This is a genomic window from Streptomyces sp. NPDC090083 (assembly GCF_044747445.1).
Taxonomy (GTDB): Bacteria; Actinomycetota; Actinomycetes; order Streptomycetales; family Streptomycetaceae; genus Streptomyces.
Window position 1 is genome coordinate 46120 of the sequence record NZ_JBIVED010000006.1, and the last position, 22370, is coordinate 68489.

At 70.3% G+C, this 22370-nt stretch carries 22 protein-coding genes, 1 tRNA gene and 1 pseudogene; 11 read left to right on the forward strand and 13 right to left on the reverse strand.

Translation table 11 applies throughout. The features are described from left to right. The first annotated feature begins 61 nt into the window (after positions 1–61). Positions 62–2266, forward strand: a complete 2205-nt coding sequence (locus tag ACIPTO_RS22105; RefSeq protein WP_401194809.1) for an MMPL family transporter — start codon at positions 62–64, stop codon at positions 2264–2266. 162 nt (positions 2267–2428) lie between these two features. Then, complete coding sequence (locus ACIPTO_RS22110) at positions 2429–3376, forward strand: SGNH/GDSL hydrolase family protein (protein WP_401194812.1); 948 nt, start codon at positions 2429–2431, stop codon at positions 3374–3376. An 85-nt stretch (positions 3377–3461) separates the two neighbouring features. On the opposite strand, the gene ACIPTO_RS22115 is transcribed toward ACIPTO_RS22110, so the two are convergent. The 3 genes from ACIPTO_RS22115 to ACIPTO_RS22125 all read right to left on the reverse strand — a co-directional run bounded on the left by ACIPTO_RS22115 (position 3462) and on the right by ACIPTO_RS22125 (position 6040). After that, on the reverse strand, positions 3462–4499 hold the full coding sequence (locus ACIPTO_RS22115; RefSeq protein ID WP_401194814.1) for an SDR family oxidoreductase: 1038 nt from the start codon (positions 4497–4499) through the stop codon (positions 3462–3464). A gap of 15 nt (positions 4500–4514) precedes the next feature. Beyond that, positions 4515–4928: a VOC family protein gene (locus ACIPTO_RS22120; protein ID WP_401194817.1), complete on the reverse strand. Its 414-nt coding sequence runs from the start codon at positions 4926–4928 to the stop codon at positions 4515–4517. A 62-nt stretch (positions 4929–4990) separates the two neighbouring features. After that, entirely contained in the window at positions 4991–6040 is a 1050-nt protein-coding gene (locus ACIPTO_RS22125) for an aldo/keto reductase (protein WP_401194819.1), read from the reverse strand. Between the two features lie 141 nt (positions 6041–6181). Between ACIPTO_RS22125 and ACIPTO_RS22130 the strand changes: the two genes are divergently transcribed. Then, positions 6182–6733 carry a TetR/AcrR family transcriptional regulator gene (locus ACIPTO_RS22130; protein ID WP_401194821.1) on the forward strand — a complete coding sequence of 184 codons (552 nt, stop codon included), beginning with the start codon at positions 6182–6184 and terminating at the stop codon, positions 6731–6733. Positions 6734–6757: 24 nt separating this feature from the next. On the opposite strand, the gene ACIPTO_RS22135 is transcribed toward ACIPTO_RS22130, so the two are convergent. Beyond that, the gene (locus ACIPTO_RS22135; protein ID WP_401194824.1) at positions 6758–7366 is read right to left on the reverse strand and encodes a helix-turn-helix domain-containing protein; all 609 of its coding nucleotides are present in this window, start codon (positions 7364–7366) and stop codon (positions 6758–6760) included. A gap of 166 nt (positions 7367–7532) precedes the next feature. Between ACIPTO_RS22135 and ACIPTO_RS22140 the strand changes: the two genes are divergently transcribed. Further along, positions 7533–9125, forward strand: a complete 1593-nt coding sequence (locus ACIPTO_RS22140; RefSeq protein WP_401194826.1) for an MFS transporter — start codon at positions 7533–7535, stop codon at positions 9123–9125. Between the two features lie 86 nt (positions 9126–9211). Here the strand turns inward: ACIPTO_RS22140 and ACIPTO_RS22145 are convergent, their stop codons facing one another. After that, entirely contained in the window at positions 9212–10051 is an 840-nt protein-coding gene (locus ACIPTO_RS22145) for a DUF1206 domain-containing protein (protein ID WP_401194829.1), read from the reverse strand. A gap of 74 nt (positions 10052–10125) precedes the next feature. Here ACIPTO_RS22145 and ACIPTO_RS22150 point away from each other — a divergent pair, with 74 nt between their 5' ends. Together ACIPTO_RS22150 and ACIPTO_RS22155 are read left to right on the forward strand one after the other, a co-directional pair. Then, on the forward strand, positions 10126–11445 hold the full coding sequence (locus tag ACIPTO_RS22150; protein WP_401194831.1) for a phosphatidylserine/phosphatidylglycerophosphate/cardiolipin synthase family protein: 1320 nt from the start codon (positions 10126–10128) through the stop codon (positions 11443–11445). Between the two features lie 234 nt (positions 11446–11679). Further along, complete coding sequence (locus ACIPTO_RS22155; protein WP_366319068.1) at positions 11680–12069, forward strand: ATP-binding protein; 390 nt, start codon at positions 11680–11682, stop codon at positions 12067–12069. Between the two features lie 120 nt (positions 12070–12189). On the opposite strand, the gene ACIPTO_RS22160 is transcribed toward ACIPTO_RS22155, so the two are convergent. Next, entirely contained in the window at positions 12190–12366 is a 177-nt protein-coding gene (locus tag ACIPTO_RS22160) for a CsbD family protein (protein WP_366319066.1), read from the reverse strand. 217 nt (positions 12367–12583) lie between these two features. On the opposite strand from ACIPTO_RS22160, the gene ACIPTO_RS22165 reads away from it, so the two are divergent. The 3 genes from ACIPTO_RS22165 (at position 12584) to ACIPTO_RS22175 (ending at position 14356) form a co-directional block, all read left to right on the forward strand. Then, positions 12584–12754 (forward strand): hydrophobic protein, encoded by a 171-nt coding sequence (locus ACIPTO_RS22165; RefSeq protein WP_356288335.1) that lies wholly within the window; start codon positions 12584–12586, stop codon positions 12752–12754. Positions 12755–12964: 210 nt separating this feature from the next. Further along, positions 12965–13318 carry a PRC-barrel domain-containing protein gene (locus ACIPTO_RS22170; protein WP_366319064.1) on the forward strand — a complete coding sequence of 118 codons (354 nt, stop codon included), beginning with the start codon at positions 12965–12967 and terminating at the stop codon, positions 13316–13318. Between the two features lie 198 nt (positions 13319–13516). Then, the gene (locus ACIPTO_RS22175; protein ID WP_366319062.1) at positions 13517–14356 is read left to right on the forward strand and encodes an RNA polymerase sigma factor SigF; all 840 of its coding nucleotides are present in this window, start codon (positions 13517–13519) and stop codon (positions 14354–14356) included. A gap of 51 nt (positions 14357–14407) precedes the next feature. Here the strand turns inward: ACIPTO_RS22175 and ACIPTO_RS22180 are convergent, their stop codons facing one another. The 4 genes from ACIPTO_RS22180 to ACIPTO_RS22195 form a co-directional block, all read right to left on the reverse strand. Next, the gene (locus ACIPTO_RS22180; RefSeq protein ID WP_366319060.1) at positions 14408–15106 is read right to left on the reverse strand and encodes a response regulator transcription factor; all 699 of its coding nucleotides are present in this window, start codon (positions 15104–15106) and stop codon (positions 14408–14410) included. A 61-nt stretch (positions 15107–15167) separates the two neighbouring features. Next, positions 15168–16541 carry a sensor histidine kinase gene (locus tag ACIPTO_RS22185; RefSeq protein ID WP_401194836.1) on the reverse strand — a complete coding sequence of 458 codons (1374 nt, stop codon included), beginning with the start codon at positions 16539–16541 and terminating at the stop codon, positions 15168–15170. A 49-nt stretch (positions 16542–16590) separates the two neighbouring features. After that, positions 16591–17469 (reverse strand): lysostaphin resistance A-like protein, encoded by an 879-nt coding sequence (locus tag ACIPTO_RS22190; RefSeq protein ID WP_401194839.1) that lies wholly within the window; start codon positions 17467–17469, stop codon positions 16591–16593. 168 nt (positions 17470–17637) lie between these two features. Then, positions 17638–17898, reverse strand: a complete 261-nt coding sequence (locus ACIPTO_RS22195) for a hypothetical protein (RefSeq protein ID WP_401195515.1) — start codon at positions 17896–17898, stop codon at positions 17638–17640. On the opposite strand from ACIPTO_RS22195, the pseudogene ACIPTO_RS22200 reads away from it, so the two are divergent. After that, a pseudogene (locus ACIPTO_RS22200) lies at positions 17878–18066 on the forward strand (site-specific integrase); the annotation flags it as partial. The gene ACIPTO_RS22195 and the pseudogene ACIPTO_RS22200 sit on opposite strands and share 21 nt — an antisense overlap. Before the next feature lie 388 nt (positions 18067–18454). Here ACIPTO_RS22200 and ACIPTO_RS22205 read toward each other — a convergent pair. Next, positions 18455–19312 (reverse strand): hypothetical protein, encoded by an 858-nt coding sequence (locus ACIPTO_RS22205; protein ID WP_401194842.1) that lies wholly within the window; start codon positions 19310–19312, stop codon positions 18455–18457. 551 nt (positions 19313–19863) lie between these two features. On the opposite strand from ACIPTO_RS22205, the gene ACIPTO_RS22210 reads away from it, so the two are divergent. Continuing rightward, positions 19864–20235, forward strand: a complete 372-nt coding sequence (locus tag ACIPTO_RS22210; protein ID WP_401194844.1) for a hypothetical protein — start codon at positions 19864–19866, stop codon at positions 20233–20235. A gap of 154 nt (positions 20236–20389) precedes the next feature. Here ACIPTO_RS22210 and ACIPTO_RS22215 read toward each other — a convergent pair. Both ACIPTO_RS22215 and ACIPTO_RS22220 read right to left on the reverse strand, forming a co-directional pair. Further along, positions 20390–20462: transfer RNA gene (locus tag ACIPTO_RS22215), tRNA-Lys, on the reverse strand. 210 nt (positions 20463–20672) lie between these two features. Further along, complete coding sequence (locus tag ACIPTO_RS22220) at positions 20673–22232, reverse strand: amino acid permease (protein WP_366319051.1); 1560 nt, start codon at positions 22230–22232, stop codon at positions 20673–20675. Between the last annotated feature and the right edge of the window lie 138 nt (positions 22233–22370).

A 22370-nucleotide genomic window follows, 5' to 3' on the forward strand; every position in this document is an offset into this window, starting at 1 on the left:
GAAGGCTTGAGACCACGCACCGGATCTCGACCGACCGCCGACGTGGAGGCCTTCCCCAGCCATGGCAACTCTCCTTTACCGCTTGGGCCGTACGGCCTTCCGGTGGCGCTGGTTCGTCACCCTGTTGTGGGTGGCGGTCCTCGGCGCCGTCGGTTTCGCGGCCACCAGAGCGCCCGCCGCCCCGGACGACGGCTTCACGATGCCCGGCATCGAGTCGCAGCGCGCCTTCGACCTGCTGGAGCAGCGCTTCCCCGGCACCGCGGCGGACGGCGCGAGCGCACGGATCGTCTTCGTCGCCCCGAACGGCGAGAAGGTCACCGCGACCGACCACCGGGCCGCGATCGAGAAGCTGGTGACGGAGGCGGCCGACGGCTCCCAGGTCGCCTCCGCCGTCGACCCGTTCACCGCCCGGGCGGTGAGCGAGGACGCGACGACCGCGTACTCCACCGTCACCTTCACGGTGAAGGCCGACGACCTCACCGGCACCGCCAAGACCCATCTGGAACGGGCCATCGACACCGCCCGGGACACGGGACTGACCGTCGAGGTCGGCGGCGACGCCCTCGCCACGCAGCCCGCGGCCGGCGGCAGCGCCGAGGCGATCGGCATCGCGATGGCCGCCGTGGTGCTGCTGATCACCTTCGGCTCACTGGCGGCGGCCGGACTGCCCCTGCTCACCGCCGTCCTCGGCGTCGGCATCAGCATGTCCGCGATCCTCGCCCTGGGCAGCGCCTTCGGCCTCTCCGAGACCACCGGCACCCTCGCCACGATGCTCGGCCTGGCCTGCGGCATCGACTACGCGCTCTTCGTCGTCTCCCGCTACCGGGAGGAACGGGAGAAGGGCCACGCGCCCCGCGAAGCGGCCGGACTGGCCGCCGGCACGGCGGGATCGGCCGTGGTGTTCGCCGGCCTCACCGTGGTCATCGCCCTGGCCGGTCTCTCCGTGGTCGGCATCCCGATGCTGACGAAGATGGGCCTCGCGGCGGCCGGAGCGGTCCTCCTGTCGGTCCTCATCTGTCTGACCCTCGTCCCGGCCGTCCTGGGCTTCTGGCCGGACGCCGTCCTCTCCCGCCGCCGGCGGACCAAGAAGGCCCAGCGGGCCAACGGCCGGAACGGCGGCAGCCGTTGGGCCCGGCTCGTGGTCCGCCGCCCGGTCCCGGTCCTGCTGCTCGGCGTCGTGGGCCTCGGCGCGATGGCCCTCCCCGCCCTCCATCTCCAGCTCGGCATGCCCGGCGACGAGGCCAGGTCCACCGCCACCACCGAACGCCGCGCCTACGACGACCTCGCCCAGGGCTTCGGCCCCGGCTTCAACGGCCCCCTGACCATCGTCGTGGACGCCGGGAAGGCCGCCGACGCGAAGAGCGCCGTGGCGACCGTCTCGAAGGAGATCGCCGCCACGGACGGCGTCGTCTCCGTCTCTCCCGCCCGCTTCAACCCGGCCGGTGACACGGCGGTGTTCAGCGCGACCCCCGCCACCAGCCCCACCGACGAGAAGACCGGACGGCTCGTCCGGACGATCCGCGACGAGCGGGCCGGCATCGAGTCCGGCACGGCGGGCGCGAGCTTCGAGGTCACCGGCACCACCGCGCTGAACATCGACGTCGCGCAGAAGGTGCAGAACGCGCTGATCCCCTACCTGGCGCTGGTGGTCGGCCTGGCGGTCGTCCTGCTGCTCCTGGTCTTCCGCTCGCTCCTGGTCCCCCTGAAGGCGGCCCTCGGCTTCCTCCTCTCGGTCCTCGCGGCGCTCGGCGCGGTCGTCGCCGTCTTCCAACAGGGGCATCTCGCAAGCCTGTTGGGCGTCGACCAGACCGGCCCGATCATGAGCCTGATGCCGATCTTCCTGGTGGGCATCGTCTTCGGACTCGCCATGGACTACGAGGTGTTCCTCGTCTCCCGGATACGCGAGGCGTACGTCCACGGGGACGGGCCCGGCGAGGCGGTCGTCTCCGGGTTCCGGCACAGCGCACGGGTGGTCGTGGCCGCCGCGCTGATCATGACGGCCGTGTTCTCGGGCTTCATCGGCGCGGGCGCCTCGATGATCAAGATGATCGGCTTCGGGCTGGCCGTGGCGGTCCTCTTCGACGCGTTCGTCGTCCGGATGGCGATCGTCCCGGCCGTCCTCTCCCTGCTGGGCGACAGGGCCTGGTACCTGCCGCGCCCGCTCGACCGCATCCTGCCCCGCGTGGACGTCGAGGGCGAGGCCCTGACCCGCCGGGTCCCGGCACCGGTGACCGACACCCCCGTCCACCTCACCCCGGTCCCCTAGGGACCCCTCCGATCGGGGCCGCCGAGAGCGGTGGCGGCCCCGTGGCGCCCGGATCCCGTGGGGACGGGGACCGGCGCACGTCCGCGGGCCCGGCGACGGGGCACTCCCCCCGCCTGTCGCCGGGCCCGCGGACGCCCACGACCCACCTTCCAGAGAGGGCACATGATGAAGACCTCGGTGCGGGCCGGGCTGGCCGGACTCCTCGCCTGCGGCACCCTGCTCACGGTCGTCCTGGTCACCCGCGACGGCGACGGCGGCCACTCCGGCATCGCCTACGCGGCCCCGGCGAAGGGCCCGTACATGGCGCTCGGCGACTCCTACACGGCGGGCCCCGGGATCACCGACCCCACCGGCACCCCGGCGGGCTGCGACCGCTCCGCCGGCAACTACCCGGCCCTCGTAGCCGCCGAACTCGGCCTGAAGGCAAGGGACTTCCATGACGTCAGCTGCAGCGGCGCCACCACCACCGACCTCACCTCCGCCCAGAAAACGGCGGACGGCACCAACTCCCCCCAGCTCAGGGCACTTTCGTCCGACACCCGGCTGGTCACCATCGGCATCGGCGGCAACGACATCGGCTTCAGCTCGATGATCAAGCGGTGCGTGGCGATGGGCGCGCTGTACCGGCTGACCGGCAGCGGCAGGTACGTCGGCGAGGACGCCCCCTGCGCACGCGGCTACACCGACGGCGGCTCCGACACCGTCCGGGCGAGGATCACCACGGCGGGCGACCGCCTCACCCGCGTACTGACCGAGGTCAGGCGACGCGCCCCCGAGGCCCGGGTCTACGTCGTCTCGTACCCGGCGATCCTGCCGGCCGACAGCGCCGGCTGCGGCCGGAGGATGTCCCTCGCACCGGGCGACGCGGCCTTCCTGCGCGAGAAGGAGCAACAGCTCAACTCCACCCTGCGCCAACGCGCTTCGGACGCAGGGGTCGGCTACGTCGACACCTACACCCCCTCCGCGGACCACAACGCCTGCACGGCGAAGGACACCCGCTGGATCGAACCCCTCGTCCCGGAGAACCCGGCGGCACCGGTGCACCCGAACGCACGGGGCGAGCGGGGCATGGCGGACGCGGTCCTGCGCATGATCAGGTCGGCGCTGTAGGGGCCGGAGTCCGCTCACTCCCGTCCGCAGGACACCCGTTGACGCCCTGCGCCCCGGACCGGAGCCGCGGGCCCCGGCCGTGCCGTCAACCGGTGGCCGCGGTGCCGGCGGTGGCGAGTGCCAGCAGGCTTTCGGCGGTGTCGGTGATGGTGTCCTCGACGGGGCGCGGCGTCCAGCCGAGGACGCGCTGGGCCTTCTCCGAGGTGGCGTCGAGGTTCTTGCCCAGGAGCGCGCGGAGCGGGCGCAGTTCGGGGCGGACCAGGGAGAGGCCGCGGGCCGCCCAGACCGGCATCTCCCGGGTCGGGACGCGGTCGGCCCGCTCCCCGAGGCGCCGGTGGAGGATCGCGGCGACCTCGCGGACCCACAGGCTCCGCCCCGACGTGGCGATGAACCGCTGCCCCGAGGCCGCCGGATCGGTCATGGCGCGCAGGTGGAGGTCGGCCACGTCGCGTACGTCCACATAGCCGGAGGCGAACTTCAGGGACACGGGCATCGAGCCGTCCAGCATGCGCTGGATCAGTCCGAGCGACGGGGAGAAGTCGGGTCCCAGCACCGGGCCGAGGACGCCGGTGGGGTTCACGGTGGCCAGTTCGAGACCGCCACCCTGTTCCCCGACGAAGTCCCAGGCGGCCCGTTCCGCGAGGGTCTTCGACTTCTGGTAGGGCTCGATGCCCGCGTGGACGTCCGTCCAGTCGTCCTCGGTGAACGGACCCTCCCGGTCCGGGTGGCCGTAGGCGATGGCGCCGATCGCCGAGGTCAGGACCACGCGTTTCACGCCCGCGTCCCGGGATGCCCGCAGGACGCGCAGGACGCCGTCGCGCGCCGGGCCGACCATCTCGTCGTCCGTGAGGGGCGCGCCGGTCAGGGTCGGTGACGCGACGTGCAGGACGGCGTCGCAGCCCCGCACCGCCTCCGGCCAGCCCGCGTCCTTCGTCAGATCGGCGGCCACCACGCGCAGCGGCGCGTCGGCCGCGGCTCCGCCCCGCCGCAGCATCTCCCGCAGTTCCGGTTCGCGCGCCAGGGCACGGACCGTCGTACGCACCGAGTGTCCCGCGTTCAGCAGGGTCAGGACGCACCAGCTGCCGATGTAGCCCGTACCGCCTGTCACCAGTACTTCAGCCATGATTCCGGTCCTCCTTCAAGCGTGGGACGAGTGCCCGCGTGTCGTGGGCGGGCGTCGAGCGGGGATGAGCGTGGTGACACAGAACGGGTGGCCCGCGGGGTCCAGCAGGACCCGCCAGCGGTCCGGGGCGGGCTGGTCGGCGGCCTTGGTCGCACCGGCGGCGAGCGCGCGGTGCTCGGCCGCGTCCAGATCGGTGACGGCCACGTCCAGATGGAACTGCTTCGGTGGGCCGCCTTCCGGCCATCGCGGCGGCCGGTGGCCGGGGACGCGGACGGTGACCAGGAGAAGTGCGCCCAGGTCCACCGCGCAGAAGCCGTCGGACTCGACGGTGATCTCACCGCCGAGGGTTGCCGCCCAGAAGGCGGCGAGTGCTCGCGGGTCGTCGCAGTCCAGGGCCACGGATCCCAGCCGGCCCAAGGGTTCGGTCATGTCGGCTCCTCACGTCGTGGACTCGCGGAGGCGCCGGGCGCGGGGCCGGCGCCGGTCCGGTGTCAGAGGCTGGCGTAGCCGGGGATCGAGGCCTTGATGCGCTCCAGCTCGCGCTCGTCGGACACGCCCTGGAAGTCGTGGCGGGGCGTGTACGGCGCTTCGAGCCGCCGCGCCTCGGCGTCGGTGAGGTCGAGGTCGAGGGACGCCACCGCGTCGTCGATCTGCTGGACGGTGCGGGCGCCGACGAGGGGCGCGGCCACGACCGGGTTGCGGCGCAGCCAGGCGAGGGCGACATGGGCGCGGCTGACCCCGCGGTCCTCGGCGACGGCACCGACCGCGTCGATGATCTCCCGGTCGCTGTCGGCGTTGGCCTTGTAGAGCAGGTCGGCGAAGCCGCCGTCGGTGGCGGCGCGCGCACCGGAGTTGGCCTGGTCGAAGGGGCGGGCGAGGCGGCCGCGGGCCAGCGGACTCCACACCATGGTGGCGACGCCCTCGTCGGCGCAGAGCGGCAGCATCTCGCGCTCCTCCTCGCGGGCCAGGAGGTTGTAGTGGTCCTGCATGGTCACGAAGCGCGCCCAGCCGTGCCGCTCCTGGAGGTGCAGGGCCTTGGCGAACTGCCAGGCGTGCATCGAGGACGCGCCGAGGTAGCGGGCCTTCCCTGCCCTGACCACGTCGTTCAGCGCCTCCAGGGTCTCCTCCAGCGGCGTCCCGGGGTCGAACCGGTGGATCATGTAGACGTCGACGTGGTCGGTGCCGAGACGCCGGAGGCTGGCGTCGATCTCGGACATGATCGCTTTGCGGGACAGGCCGCCGCCGTTGGGGCGGCCCGGGCGCATGGTGTGGCGGACCTTGGTGGTGATGACGACGTCGTCGCGGTGGGCGTAGTCCTTCAGGGCGCGGCCGAGGATCTCCTCGCTGGAGCCGTAGGAGTACATGTTCGCGGTGTCGAAGAAGTTGATGCCCGCTTCGAGGGCGTGCTTGATCAGAGGCCGGCTGGCCTCCTCGTCGAGGGACCAGACGGGGTGGCCGCGGCCGGGGTCGCCGTAGGTCATGGCGCCGATGGCGACGGGAGAGACGTCGAGGCCGGTGCGGCCGAGCTTGATGTAGCGCACGGGGGATCTCCTAGAATGGGGAGCGACACAATCGGAGAGTTCTCCGGTTGACCTCTCCGACCGTACCGGAGAGTTCTCCGCATCGCAATCGGAGCCAGTCGCCCGCACCCCCTCGACGCCGCCCCGACGACAGGAGGACCGATGTCCGAGCCCGCACGGCAGCGCGCCGACGCGCTCAAGAACCGGGAGGCGATCCTCCAGGTCGCCCACGACGCGCTCGCCGAGTCCCCCGACGTGTCGCTCAACTCGATCGCCAAGCGCGCGGGCGTCGGCCCCGGCACCCTCTACCGGCACTTCCCGACCCGCGAAGCGCTGCTCCTGGAGGTCCACCAGCACGGCATCGACCGGCTCACCGAGACCGTGGCGGAAGTCCTCGCCGCCCAGCCGCCGCTGGAGGCGCTGCGCAGCTGGTTCACCACCCTCACCGGCTATGTGCGCATCAAGCACGGGCTGGGCGAAGCGCTGCACTCGGCCGCCGCCCAGGAGGTCGTCAGCGCCTCCTGGCCGCCCGTCACCGCCGCCGTCCAACGCCTCCTGGACGCCTGCGTCGCGTCGGGCGACGTGCGCCCCGACATCGACCCGGTCGACGTGATCATGCTGCTCAGCTGTCTGTGGCGTACGCCGGACAGCCCGGAGGGCGCCGCCCAGGCGGCCCGCCTCATGGACCTCGCCATCGACGGCTTCCGCCCCTAGGTCGTGTCCGCCCTGCGCGGGCCGTCACCCGGAGGAGTCGTCCGCCGTCCCGCCGCCGGCGCCCGTGCCACCGCCGTCGCGCTGGTGGCCGCGGCGGGCGTCGCGGTCGAAGATGCCGAGGATCTCGCAGGGGCCGCCCTCGGCGCCGATGGCGTGCGGAAGCATGGTGGGGAACTCGGCGGCCTGGTTGGTCTCGACGCGGTAGCGGCGGTGGCCGAGCACGAGGGTCGCGGTGCCGGACAGCACGACGAGCCATTCCCGGCCGGGATGGGCCCGCATCTTCGCGGGACTGTCCGGGGGCGGTGCGGTCATCCGCTGGCGTACGACGCTCATGCCCGGGTTGCCCTTGACCGCCCACCGCATCAGCCCGTGGGCCCCGTCGATGACCGGGCTGGTGACGACGTCGTCGGCGGCGGTCTCCACCAGCTGGTCCAGGGTCGTGTCCAGGGCGCGGGCGAGGACGACCAGCTGGTCCAGCGCGAGGCGGCGCTGACCGTTCTCGATGCGGGAGAGCGTGGATTGGCTGACGTTGGCCCGCGTGGCCAGTTCTTCGAGTGACCAGCCCTGTGCCACCCGCAGCGCGCGGATCCGTTTGCGTACGAGGCTGTCCAGCTCACCATTGTCTTGCGTCATGAGCAAGACGATATGCCTCAAGGGCAAATCAGTCCTACGGTTCCGGTGAGTGGCCCGGCACGACAGGGACCACACCCGAGCACGCGGAGCCCTCCCCTCGACCCGACGCGACCGGCCCTGCCCGGCGCCGGCTCCGCATGCCCTCCCACCAGGAAGGCAGGAATCCATGAGCACCCACCAGGCCCCGTCGGCGGCCGTCACCGGCGCCCCGGACAGCGCGCCGGACGCACGTCAGCTGCGCGCGATCCTGATCGCGGTCTCCCTCGCGCTGATGGCCGTCGTGGCATCCGTGTCCGGACTGAACGTCGCCCAGACCCACCTGGCCGTCGAGTTCGGCGCCTCGCAGAGCACGGTCCTGTGGATCATCAACAGCTACACCCTCACCCTGGCCGCCCTGCTGCTGCCGCTCGGCGCCCTCGGCGACCGGCTCGGCCGCAGGCCGATGCTGATCGCCGGTCTGGGCGTCTTCGGCGCCGCCAACATCGCGGCGGCCCTGGCCCCGACCGCCGGGGTCCTGCTCGCCGTCCGCGTGGCCAGTGGCGTCGGCGCGGCGATGATCATGCCCATCACCCTGGCCGTCATCACCTCCACCTTCCCGGCGGAGCAGCGCGGCAGGGCCATCGGCGTGTGGACCGGCGTGGCCGGAGGCGGCGGCATCCTGGGCATGTTCCTCTCCGCCCTGCTCGTCGACGTCGCGGACTGGCGATGGCTCTTCGTCCTGCCGGTGGTCCTGGTCGTCGTGGCCCTGGCCATGACCCTGAAGTCGGTGCCCGACTCCCGCGAGCGGGCCGCCCATCCCTTCGACACCCTCGGCGCACTGCTCTCCGCCGTCGCCGTCGTCGGCCTCATCCTCGTCCTCCAGGAGGGCCCGGAACACGGCTGGACCGCGCCCCTGACACTGCTCGGCCTCACCGCCGGTCTCGTCGGCGCCGCCGGATTCGTGGCCTGGGAACTGCACCGCCGCGAGGCCGCCCTGCTGGACGTCCGGCTCTTCGGCGAGCGCGGCCTGGCCGGGGGCTCGCTCACGCTGCTGGTGGTCTTCGGCGTCCAGGCGGGCATCGCCGTGGTCCTCTTCCCGTTCTTCCAGGCCGTGCTCGGCTGGTCCGGGCTGCTGTCCACGCTGGCGATGATGCCGATGGCCGTGGCGATGATGGCGGCCTCCGGCCTGGCCGCCCGGCCGGCCGCGCGGACCGGCCCCCGCCCGACCATGGCGGCGGGCGTCGCGCTGGCCGCCGCCGGCCTCGCGCTCATGGCACTGCTCGTCTCCGCGGACGGCGGCTACCTGAGCATCCTGCCCGGCATGCTGGCCATGGGCGTCGGCATGGGCCTGTCGATGACCCCGTCCACCGAGGCCATCACCGGCTCCCTGCCCCGGGCGAAGCAGGGCGTCGCCTCCGCGCTCAACGACGTCACCCGCGAGTTCGGCACCGCGCTCGGCGTCGCCCTGCTGGGCGCCCTGCTGTCCGCCGGGTACCGCGGAGCCATCGACGACCGGCTCGACGGCGTTCCCCGCGGCGCCGCGGACACCGCGCGGGAGGGCATCGCCAACGCCGTCGAGGTCGCTCCCGGCACCGGCCCGCACGCGCAGGCCCTGCTCGACGCGGCCCGGGAGTCCTTCATCCAGGGCTGGCAACAGGCCATGTGGACCGGCGTCGCGGTCCTGGGCGCCCTGTTCGTCCTCGTCATCCTGCGCGGGCCGAAAGCCTCCGCCGGCCTTGCCGAGCCCGTCGAGTCCGCCCACGACCTCGGCGGCCGGTGAACCGGCGCTCCGCGCAAGGCCGGTGAAGATCCGCTCCGCGCCGGGATCGGCACCGGTACGCCGTCGGCGTCGTGGCGTGCCGTCCGTCAGACCTTGCGCCAGCGGGCGTTGGCCCAGGAGAAGAGGCCGAAGGCGACGAGGCCGACGGCTATCACCGTCAGCAGCCAGGGACCCGCCGGGGTGTCGGCGAACGTCCGCAGGGTGTCGTCCATGCCCTTGGCCTTGCCGGGCTCGTGCTGGACGGCCGCCGCGATGGCGAACCCACCCGCGGTGGCGAAGACGACACCGCGGGCCGCACCGCCGAACACGCCCAGGAACGTGACGACCTGACGCGTCCTCGGGGACATCTCCGTCATCTTCAGATGCTTCTCGAACTTGCGCATGACGGCCCGTACGGCGATCCACAGACCGGCCGCGGTCACCGCGGCACCCGCGATGCCGACGATCCACTGCCCGCCGGGCCAGTCCAGCGCCTTCGCGGTGACGTCCTGGGAGTTCTTGTCCGAACTGCCGCTGCCGCTGCCCTTGTCCCCGGCCGCGTAGGAGAGCACGGAGTACGACACGAAGCCGTAGAAGACGAAACGGCCCGCCGCCATCGCCCTCTTGCCGGGCTTGTCGCCGTCGGCGCCCGCCTGTCCGAAGGCGGCCTCGGACAGCCGCCACAGGGCCATCCCGGCCAGCGCTATGCCCAGCAGCCACAACAGCACGGTGCCGAAGGGCTTCTGGGCGATCTCCGCTATCGCGCCGCCCCGGTCGGCCTGCTGGCCGCCGCCGAAGAAGGCGATCCGCAGGGAGAGGACGCCGATCAGTACGTAGATGACACCGCGGGCGCCGAAGCCCGCACGGGCCGCCGCCGCGACCGCCTTGCTGTTCGCCGCACGGCGGGCCTGTCCCTGTCCGCGTGCCGTTGCCGATCCAGTAGCCATGTCGTTCCGAATGCCCGCGAAGTACGGGGGCATCCCGGTTATGTCGTCGACTCGATGTCCAGGAAGGTGCAGCCATGGCAAACACGCGGAACGCGACCGACGCGCACGGAGTGTCCGGCGCGACCGACATCCACGCAGTACCCGTCGCATCCGTCACATCCGTCGTATCCGCCGGCACGACGGGGGCCGTCAAGCACGGGGACTCCGGCGGCGGGGCCGAGGACGTCGACGGCGTCCTCGACGACCGGGCCCGGCGCACCAGACGCCGACTGGAACGCCTCATAGGGATCGCGGCCACGGAAGGCAACGCGCTGCTCCCGTTGCGCAACGGGGACGAGATCTTCGGCGCCATGCTGGGCCGGATCCGGGCCGCCCGGCACACCGTGGACATGATGACGTTCGTGTACTGGAAGGGGGAGATCGCCCGGCAGTTCGCCGACGCGCTCGCGGAGCGGGCCCGCGACGGCGTGCGGGTCCGGCTGCTGCTGGACGGCTTCGGGAGCCGGCTCATCGAGAAGGACCAGCTGGAGGCGATGGAGCGGGCCGGGGTGCAGGTGGCCTGGTTCCGCAAGCCGCTGTACCTGTCCCCGCTGAAGCAGAACCACCGCTGCCACCGCAAGGTCCTCGTCGTCGACGAGGAGACGGCCTACACCGGCGGCGTCGGCATCGCCGAGGAGTGGTGCGGTGACGCGCGCGGCCCCGCGGAATGGCGCGACACCCACGTCCAGGTGACCGGCCCCGCCGTGGACGGGCTGGCCGCCGCCTTCGCGCAGAACTGGGCCGAGTGCCACGACGAACTCTTCGACGACCGCGACCGGTTCACCGACCACACCCCCCGGGGCGAGGCCGTGGTGCAGGTGGTCCGCGGCTCGGCCAGTTTCGGCTGGCAGGACATGCAGACCCTGTTCCGCGTGATGATCGAGACGGCGGAGGAACGCATCCGGCTGGCCACCGCCTACTTCGCGCCGGACGCGTTCTTCATCGAGCTGCTGTGCGCCGCGGCCCGCCGGGGCGTCGAGGTGGAGATCCTGCTGCCCGGCCCGCACACCGACAAGAGGGTCTGCCAGCTCGCGGGCCAGCACTACTACGAGGACCTCACCGCCTGCGGGGTGAAGATCTTCCAGTACCAGCCGACCATGCTCCACACCAAGATCGTCACCATCGACAGGGCCACGGCGCTCATCGGCTCGACGAACTTCAACCGCCGGTCCCTGGACCACGACGAGGAGGTCATGCTCGCCGTGCTGGACCCCGCGTTCACCGCGACGCTGGACCGCCACTTCACGGAGGACCTGGAGCACAGCGAACTCATCAGCGCCGGACGGTGGAAGCGCCGCGCACTGCTCCAGCGCGCCAAGGAGACGGCCGTCCTGCCGATCCGGCGCTTCCTCTGACCTGCGGTCCGGCCTCGGCGTCGTGCGGCGCGGGGTTGCGGTGTTCTCCGTCGACGGGGGTCGCGGGCCTCCGTCGCCGGATCTCCGTGTGTTCGACGGCGCGGTAATCCGCCTCGAACGGGGACGGACGACGGACAGGGAAGGGCTCAAGGGCCTGGTTAACGGCCACAGGCCGGGGAACCAGACACAGCAGGCAGAACCGGACACAGACGATCCACAGACCGGGGAGACCTGATGAACACCATGAGCCTCGACGTCGAGCCCGACCGCTCCGCGACATCCGTCGCCGGCGCGCGCGACAGCGCCCGGGACTTCCTCGAAGGTCTCGTACGACCACTCGCGGCCGAGGGCGCCGACACCGTGACCCTGGTCGTCTCGGAGCTCGTCACCAACGCCCTGCGGCACGGCGGCGGCAGCTGCACCCTGGAGCTGACCGCCCACCGCGACAGCATCGAGGTGACCGTGCACGACGACAGCCCGCACGTGCCGCGCATGCGCACGCCCGATCTCAACGGCGGTACGGGAGGCTTCGGCTGGCCCATGGTCAACCGCCTCGCCCACACCACCGCCGTGACCCGCCGGCCGGCCGGCGGCAAGACCGTGAGCGCCTTCCTGGCCCGGTGACTCCGACGCCGGGAAGTGGTGCGGGTCGCGCGGAGGGACCCCGCACAGCACGCGTCGCGACAGCACGAGTCCCGGCAGCGAACCGGCTGCCGGGACTCGTGTTCGGTCAGGAGTGATGCCCTACTTGGGCTTGATGGCGTCCTTGGCCTTCTCCTTGGCCGCGCGCAGATCGCCCTTGGTCTCCTCGGCGCGCCCCTCGGCCTTGAGGGACTCGTTGCCCACCGCTCCGCCGACGACCTTCTTGACCTTGCCCTTGGCCTGCTCCGCCTTGGCCTTCGCCTTCTCGTCCGCAGTCACGACCACTCACCCCTGCCTGTCTCGCCGAAATAGGTTCGCCACCCGTCTGACCGCGTATCCCACCTCCAAACCGACCGGTTGCCGCACGGACTTCGAACGGACTTCCAACGGACTCGCAGCGAACTCCCAGCGGTTCGAGGTCACCGGAGAAACACAGAAAATCCGCAGGAGTGAAGATCTCCTCGCAGGGCATTCGGACGATCGGAGGTTGATAACAATGGTTCCTGTTCTTCTTGTTCTGCTGCTCGCGCTGATCCTCTTCGGCGCCGGTTTCGCCCTCAAGGCCCTGTGGTGGATCGCCGTCATCGTGCTGGTCGTGTGGGTCCTGGGCTTCGTGATCCGCCCCACGGCGAGCGGGGGCAAGCGCGGCCGCTGGTACCGCTGGTAGGCCGGAATTCCTTCCCTTCACATTCCTTCCCGATATGACCCGATGCGAATGTGTGGGACCGGCGGTCCGGGGCAAGCGGATTTCTGAAGTCCCGCGGAGACGTCACCAGCTCCGCGGAGACGTCACCGAATTCAACGGCTCCCGCACGGCTTCGCGGCGCGCATGCGGGAGCGACACACAATGACGAGCTCGACGAGGGAGCGGTTCTCCATGAGCGACACCATCTGGGGTTACCAGCCGACCATCGGCCACGCCACGGGCACCGACCTGATCGGCTACACGGTCGAGGCGACCGACGGCAGCATCGGCAAGGTCGACAAGCACTCGGACGACGTCGCCGCCGCGTACCTCGTCGTCGACACCGGCGTGTGGATCTTCGGTCAGCACGTCCTGCTGCCCGCCGGAACGGTGAACTCGGTCGACCACGAGGAGCGCAGGATCTACGTCGGCCTCACACGGGACCAGATCAGGGAGTCCCCCGAGTTCGACAAGGACCAGCACATCGGCGACGCCGCCTACCACCAGCAGGTGGCCGAGTACTACCAGACGCAGCGCGTCGTCTGACGCGAGCACCAGCCCGCGGGGCGGGGCCGGCCGGAGACACTCCGGCCGGCCCCGCCTTCGTCGTACCCCTCCTACGACAGTCGGCGGACCCGATCTGAAATCACCTGGAATGCATTCGCCGAACCCGGGTAGGCCGATCATTGTCGGTGGACAAGGAACCGGCGGCACGGGGGCTGGATCACAAGGGAGGGGCCTGACATGACGGTGACGAAGACGGCAGACGCACAGACCCGGGTGCTGCCGGAGATCGCGGACCCTTCGCAGGTCGCGCCCAAGGACGCCCGCAATCTGACCCGGCTGTTCCTGGACCAGCTCGCCGTCCTCGAAGAGGGCACGCCCGAGTACCAGTACGCGCGCAACACCCTCATCGAGATGAACGTCACCCTCGTCCGGTACGCGGCCTCCCGGTTCCGCAGCCGCAGCCAGGACGAGATGGAGGACATCGTCCAGGTCGGCACGATCGGACTGATCAAGGCCATCGACCGCTTCGAGCTCACCCGCGAGGTCGAGTTCACCTCCTTCGCGATCCCGTACATCACCGGCGAGATCAAGCGCTTCTTCCGTGACACCTCCTGGGCCGTGCACGTCCCGCGCCGCCTCCAGGAGGCCCGCGTCCAGCTCGCCAAGGCCAACGAGGAGCTTCGCAGCCGGCTCGGCCGTATGCCCACCGTCAAGGAGCTCTCCCAGCTGATGTGCCTCAGCGAGGAAGAGGTCAACGAGGCGCGTCTCGCCTCCAACGGCTACAACTCCGCCTCCTTGGACGCCGCCATCAGCTCCGGCGACGAGGGCGAAGCCGCGCTGGCCGACTTCATCGGGCTCGACGACAACGCCCTGGAACTCGTCGAGGACTTCAACGCCCTGGCCCCCCTGATCGCCGAACTCGACGACCGGGAGCGACGCATCATCCACATGCGCTTCGTCGACGAACTCACCCAGGCCCAGATCGGCGAACACCTCGGCGTCTCCCAGATGCACGTCTCCCGTCTCCTCAACCGCACGCTCACCAAGCTCCGTGCGGGCATGCTCACCACGAACTGAGCCCGCACGACCGGCGGGTGGGACCGGGACACCGGTCCGGCCCGCCGGTTTTCACTGTGTGCCGGACGCCAGTCCGACCCGGTGGGCGAGGACGACCGCCTGGACCCGGTCGCGCAGGGCGAGCTTGGCCAGGATCCGCGAGACGTAGGTCTTGACCGTCTCGGGCGTGATGTACAGCTCCGCCGCTATCTCCGCGTTCGACAGCCCCTCGGCCATCTGCCGGAACACGTCCAGTTCACGGGGCGTCAGCGCGCGTACGACGTCCTCCCGGGCCGGCCGGGAGGACTCGGCCGGGCGCAGGTGCTCGGCGTAGTGGCCGATGAGGTGGCGGGTGACGGCGGGCGCCAGCAGGGCCTCGCCCCGGGCGACGGTCCGGATGCCGTTCACCAGCTCCGCGGGCGGCGCGTCCTTGAGGAGGAACCCGCTGGCTCCGGCGCGTAACGCGTCGTAGACATGGGCGTCGACGTTGAACGTGGTGACGACCAGCACCTTCGGCGCATACCCGGCCTCCGCGCCGGGGCCGGCCAGCTGCGAGGTCGCCTGGATGCCGTCGAGGAGGGGCATCCGGATATCCATCACGACCACGTCGGGACGCAGCCGCCGCGCGGCTTCCACCGCAGCGTGCCCGTTCTCCGCCTCGCCGACGACCTCCATGTCGGGCTGGGCCGAGAAGATGGTGACGTAGCCGGTGCGCACCAGCTCCTGGTCGTCGCAGACGAGCACACGGATCGGTGGCGGCGCGTCACTCAAGGGGTCACTCCTGAAGGGGCTCGGGCTCGGGCCGAGGCGGGGACTGGCGCGGGGACGGGAACTAGGGCCGGGAGACGGGCTGTTGCTGTGGCTGGGAGGGAATCGTGGCACGGACCTCGAACCCGCCACCGGGCCGGGGTCCCGCCTCCAGTTCACCGTCGAGCATCCGCACGCGGACGCGCAGCCCGGCCAGGCCTCGTCCGCCCTTGGGTCCCGGTTCGCGGGTGGCAGGCACAACCGCAGGCTCGGGGACGGGACCGGAAGCGGCAGGGAGGGCGGGGGCGCCGGGGCCGGGGCCTTCGGTGGTCACCTCGATCTCGACGCCGTCCTCGCCGTGTCGGACCAGGACCCGTGTCGGCCGCCCGGTCGCGTACTTCATCGCGTTGGTGAGCGCTTCCTGCACCACCCGATACGCGGCCAGCTCCACGTCCACGCTCCGTGGCCGCCGCTCGCCCCGCTCGCTGAACTCCACCGGCTGGCCCGACCTGCGGGCCTGCTCGACGAGGTCTCCGACCTGGCCGAGAGCGGGTCCCCGGCTCCCGTACGAGGAGTCCTCGCGGCCGGGCGCATCGGTCGCGGACCCGGCGGCCGTCGAGCCGCGGGGCGTGGATCCGGCGGCCGTCGAGCCGCGGGGCGTGGATCCGGCGGCCGTGGATTCGCCGGTCGCCTCCAACACCCCCAGCAGATACCGGAGTTCCGTCAGGGCACGGCGGCCGGTGTCGCTGACGGAGGCCATGCCCGTAGTGGCCCGTTCCGGTGCGGACGCGATCAGGAACTGTGCCGCGTCCGCCTGCACCACCATGGCCGTCACATGGTGGGTGACCACGTCGTGCAACTCCCGCGCGATCCGCGCCCGTTCGGCCGCCGTGGCCAACTCGGCGGCCAGCCGCCGCCGTTCCGCCTCCTCGCCGCGCCGCTTGCGCACACCGCTCCCGACCAGCCGGACCGCGGCCAGCACCAGATAGAAGGCGAGATAGTCCATCGCGTCCTGCGGGGAGCCGAGCCGGTGCAGTTCGACGGCCAGCACCACGTACCCCGCACTCGCCACGCCCGCCGACTCCCGGCGGAAGCGGACCTGGTGGGCGCCGGCCGAGTACAGCGCCAGATACAGCCCCATGCTGCCGAACGTCGTGGCGAAACCCAGCGCCTGGTGCACGGCGAACGCGGTGGCGACGACGGCCAGACAGCCCGCGGGCCAGCGGCGGCGGGCCGCCAGCGGCAGGGTCTGGGCCAGGATCAGTCCGAGGCCCAGCGCGCTCGCGGGCCGCTCGGGGAGATCGCCGATCTGCGCCCCGATGACCGACAGGGTCGGCACGAAGGCCAGCAGGGTGAGCGCCAGGGCGAGGACACCGTCCTTGAGGAAGGCGTCCTGCTCCTTCCACCGCTCCAGCGGCACCCGCAACCACGGTGCCCGCACAAGGTCCTGAGGGAGCATCGCTTGTCCCATCCTCCGATCGACCGGTGTCCCGTACGGCGGCCCTGCCTCAGCCCTTGACGAGGCGCCGGGGCCGCGGACCGCCGTTCCGGCGGGCGAGGACGGCCATCCGGACGGTGAGCAGCACACCGAGGAGGACGGGCACGATCGACGCCTCCAGACCGAAGGTGCCGCCGCTCAGCAGGGCGGAGCCGTGGGTGTCGACCGTGAACAGTCCCTCGGGGGTGTGCCCGGAGACCGGGATGCCGAGCAGCTGTTCGGCGGCGTTCCAGGTGAAGTGCAGGCCCGCGACGAACCAGATGCTACGCCGCCACAGGAACGCCACGCCGAGCATCACACCGGCCTCCAGGGCGATGGCGAGCGCGCTCCACGCGCTGGCTCCCGGAGCGGCCAGGTGGGAGACGCCGAAGAACAGCCCGGTGACCACGATGGCGACCCGGCTGCCCCAGCGCTGCTCCAGCGCCTGGAGGGCGATACCGCGGAACATCAGCTCCTCGGTGACCGCGGCACCGGCCTGCAGCATCGCGGCGGACCAGACGACGGAGAAGAAGCCGTTGCCCGCCCAGGAGAAGGAGTAGCCCCCGAACATCGTGATCAGCAGAGCCGCGACGAGGACGAAGCCCAGGCCGACCGCGCCGCCGTAGAGCGCCTCCCGGCCGGCGCCCTGCCGGGCGATCTCCGGGGTGGCACGCCCCGCGAGCCGGTGCATCACCAGCCAGTACACGGCGACCGCCACGGCCGCGCCCAGCACCGGCAGCGGGCCGGGGCCGGTGGCGGTCAGCGCCGAGACCAGGCCGACCCCCACCAGACCCGTCAGCGCCCAGCCGAGCGGGGTGCGGACGATCCGGCCGAGACGACCGCCCCGGCCACCGCCGTTCTCGTCCGGGCGGGGTCCTGCTTCGTCGTGTGCGGCGGACGGCGTGCTCATCGTGACCTCCCTGCGGCAACGGCCACTCCGACGGCGACCGATCTGAGGACCACGCTAGAAATCCACGGCGATCCACGAATCACCCGCGCAGGGACGGTCCGGGTAGCTCTCACGGGGGATGCGCCTCACCGGCGCCGTCACTCCGGGAGACGGCCGGCTTCTACGGGTTCAGCGGGGCAGACCGGTGGCGCGGGAGATGACGGTGTCGAAGGCCCGGTCGGAGACGACACGGCGCAGGGCGATGAGGGGGCGGGCGCCGAAGCCGGTGGCGTAGCGGGTCCTGGGGCGGCGGGCGGTGACGGCCCTGCCGATCGCGTCGGCGATGACCTGGGGCGGGGAGTTGCGCTTGGCGTTGGCCTCGGAGCGCAGGGAGGAGGCCACGGCGTCGGCCTGGCCGGCGTAGGCGCCGGCGGTGGAGGCGACATCCACACGGTGAAGGAAACACTGCGGCACTCCACCATCACGCTGACCTCGGACACGTACACGAGCCTGCTGCCTGAGTTGGACCGTGAGATCGCCGAGAAGGCAGCAAAGTTGATCCCCAGGTCGCGTCCGGCCGCTAATGATTCGGCCGCTCAAGTCGCGCGTAATGCGTAGGTCACAGTCACACCCGCTAAGGCAGGCTGAGGCTGCGGGCGCCGACACGAGGAGGCTCATCCTGTACGCGGGTCGAAACAGCACCCGCGTACAGGCCGAAGTCCATCGGGCCCTTATGGAGACGAGGGAATTTAGTCCCGCTCCCGTAGCCTGCCCCTCATAGCGGCGCGCTTCCGCCGATGCTCCCACCAAGCCACCCACCATAGATAGCGATATCGGGATTCCTTTGGCATGAGTAGCCGTACCAAAGCCAGCGGCAGGAAGAAGAGAAAAACGATAAGTAGGAATGCCCACCACGGCATCCCTTCGATCGCACTCTGAGGGATCTCAATCATGATTCAACGACTCTCCATACGGGAAGGTTGATCGACTCGGCCATCCGGTCCGATCAGCGTCGAATCTTGAGTACCGATCCCTTCAGGGTTACCTCATATCCGTGCCGCCGGGTAGAGATTTTCGCATCGCGCACCCCGATCACGGGGTCAGTCAGTGCAAGCGCAACATCCTGCGCGTAGGGATATCCCGTCCATTGCGCTGCCCACTCGTCGCCCTCGCCCCAGAGTCGCCGCTGGGGGTCGTCGTACCCCTCAACCTCTGTATGCCCCATACGCTCCAGCGGGTCCCAATACCAGTTACCCGTGGCCCAGCGCCGGCCCGGGTCAGTCATAGACATCCTCACAGCAATGCCGGCCAGCAGGGTTTGAGCATCAGCGGTCATGACTGGTAGTGCCTCGCAGAGACGCTTCTCCTCCGGCAGCAAGGGGGTATCGAGCGACAGCATTCGACGATCGGTGTCGCTCAATTGTCCAACCACTTTACCGTTTGGATCGTCAGTGACTACCAGTTCCCCACCTGTCGGAACATGCTCCAACACGTAGCAAGAACCGAACACTCCACCCCTAAGGCGCATACCTGGAACCCGCAGGTAATCTTCACTGTCCGGGACGAGATACTGCGCAACGTTCATCGGGGCGTCCGCGATAAAGATCAAACGGTTCCAACGCGGCGGAACCTTAATCGTATACCACGTCAGGGTGTTGATCGTCCATTGCTTAGGCGATGCATCCTCGTCGCCTCGATTGAACAGGCCAAGGGCTAGCATTGCATTTAACTGACGCTGTTGCGGTGCGAAAGAATCCAAGCCGTGCGAACGATCGTTGGGGATTCCCGCGAGTGCCGCTTTATACAGCTCACCCGAGTACTTCATACGGGAGCGCGCGGCCTGCTTTTTCACTGAATTTGACACGCAAAAACCTCACTCGCCCCCGGTAGCGTTTGAGTGGCACGCCAAAAAAAGATGCTTCCTGCACCGCTTCCACAGAGTGAGTGCACTAACACCCGTGAGACGGCGATTGCAGTACCGGGCCCGCACGCCGGAGCTCCTGAGCCTCTGCGCCCAGTCGACAAAGGTCGATGGCGGGCAGGCTACCTCAGTCGGAGCCCTCCCGCGCAACTCCCCTTCCGCTAAAGCCAGATGAGGTCGAATGTGACGGTCAGTCACACCACCTGCGTGGCATCTGCTCAAGCCATCGGCCCGGAGGGGCGAAGTGATCACGACCGCACAGCAAGCGAGAACCGCGCCTCGGCGTCCCGCCTGATCGCTAGCAGATCTCCACGTTCTGGGCCATTTCCACTCCCTCTTGCGGGCACGGGCGTCATGCTCGGTCCATGGGACGAAACAGCAAGCGCCGCCGGAGCGCACGAGCTGCCAAGGCAGGGCGCGATGTCAGGCCGGATCTCTCTGAGATCTCCCGCGTCCGGACCGCAAGGCGCCTGCGCGCAGATATAGCAACGTGGATGGAAAACCCCTCCAAGGGGCCGGGGGCCTCGTTCATTGAGGGTGAGCACCCTTCAGATCCCACTGCAGTCTGGGCGATCCTGATGGGCTGGCTTGTCGGGGCACGGGAGCAGATCACCGAGGACCAGGCGCGCGACGCCGTCACGTGGGTCTCCGACAGCCTGGGAATCAAGCACGATGACCTCGTCCAAGCAGCAGGGTTCATCGGCCACCCAGACGCGCCGAATCTGACGCTCAACGAGGGAATCGAGCACTACGGGGGCAACCCGATCATGTTCACCCTGTACATGGTGATGCTCTGCGGCGGCCTGGTTGCGACGGTTGGCGACGCCGATCCGGATTGGCTCAAGCAGTTCGATCTGACGGCATGACCGGATCTGGGGCTCTCCCCGTGGAGCGCCCCCGGCACATCCGCTCACGCATCGCTCACGCAATGGCTCGAAAACGAGGAAGCGCCCGAGCCGACCGAAGCCGACCCGGACGCTGCGCAGCAGGTCAGACGGGATACCCCCGTCACCCGCACCGTAGGCCCTGTGGGACTCGAACCCACAACCAATGGATTAAAAGTCCACTGCTCTGCCAATTGAGCTAAGGGCCCAGGCGATGTTGCCTCCCCGAGCATAGCCGGAGGTGGCCGTGTCTCCGATCGGGTATCGGGGACACGGCCGCGCCGAACGGCAAAACAGGGGGCGAGCACGGGACGCGCAGGCACGGGACAGGCACGGCACAGGCACGGGACGGGCACGGAACCGAGACGGAACAGGCGACCGACTGGTCCGGAGTGCAACGGGTCGACCGGATATGGCCGTTACGGATCGATCGGTTCGGGTGCCCCCGCCCGTGCCGCCTCCCGCGCCTTCGTGCGGGCGTGCTCCGGGTTCAGGAACCAGTGCTGGGCCGAGGCCTTCCACCACACCGTGGCGAAGCCGAGGACGACCAGGACCGCGACCGGCGCGTAGTTGAAGGACTCCCAGGTGACCGGGGACACCTGCGGCAGCATGAACAGCACGGTGATCACGATCACCCACACCACCGACACCGTCCCGATCAGCTTCGACCACCGGCCCAGATGCCACGGCCCCCGCTGGAACGCCTCGCCCTTCCCCAGCCGCAGCAGCGTCGGGATGACGTAGGCGATGTAGAGGCCGATCACCGCGATCGACGTCACGGCCGCGTACGCCGTCACGTTGATCAGGTAGGGGAGGCCGAGCACCAGCGCTCCCGTCGCCGCGAGCCACACCGCCGCCACGGGTGTCCTCGTGCGCGGGCTCACCGTGTGCCAGACGTTCGAGAAGGGGAGCGCGCCGTCGCGCGAGAAGGCGTAGATCATGCGGCTGTTGGCGGTCACCGACGCCATCCCGCAGAACAGCTGCGCGCCGATCACCACCAGGAGCAGGAGTTTGCCGGCGGTCGCTCCGAGGGCGTCGAGCAGGATCTGCGCCGGGGGTGCGCCGGTCGGCGAGCCCAACTCCTTGTCGTACGACTGGATCGCGTACGTGAAGCCGAGGAGGAGGACGAAGCCGGCGATCCACGACGTCCAGATGGAGCGGACGATGCCCTTGGGGCCGGCCGTCGACGCGTCGTGGGTCTCCTCCGTCATGTGGGCCGAGGCGTCGTAGCCGGTGAAGGTGTACTGCGCCATCAGGAGGCCCAGCAGGACGACGTAGACCCCGCTGCCCCAGCCGGTGTTGTTCACGAACTTCGTGAAGACGAACGTCGTCGACTGGTGGTGGTCCGGGACGAAGGTGAGCGCGCCCACGATCACGGCCACGCCGATCACGTGCCACCACACGCTCACGTTGTTGAAGACGGCGACGATCTTCACGCCGAAGGTGTTCAGCAGGCCATGGAGGATCAGGATCGCCGCGAACAGGAGGACCGTTCGGCCGGGTGTCACCTCGAAGTCGAACTGCAGGTTCAGGTACGCGCCCAGGAACGAGGCCGCCCCGAAGTCGATGCCCGCGGTCACGGCGACCTGGCCGAGGACGTTGAACCAGCCCGTGAACCACGCCCAGGCCGCCGCGGTGCGCGGGGGCGCCAGGCGGTGGGCCCAGAAGTACAGGCCCGCCGACGTCGGGTAGGCCGAGCAGATCTCGGCCATCGACAGTCCGACGAACAGCGTCATCAGGCCTACGGCCACCCAGCCCCAGGTGATCACGGCCGGGCCGCCCGTGTTCATGCCGAACAGATACAGCGTGAGGCAGCCCGACAGGACCGAGATGATCGTGAAGGAGACCGCGTAGTTGGAGAACGCCGACATGCGGCGGGCGAGAACCTGCGTATAGCCGAGCTGGGCAAGCCGTTCCTCGTCGGAGAGACCGGGAGCGTCTCCCTTAGACAACCCACTCGCTATGGCGTCATCTGTCATGCCCCCAGCGATTCCCTCACCGACGGCGTGACATGCGCCACTTAAGGAATCGATAAGGACTCGATGTGGCCAAAAAATGCCCCTACGACGAAAGGGCCCGTACGACCGAGTCGTACGGGCCCCTCGTCAGCTCACTGG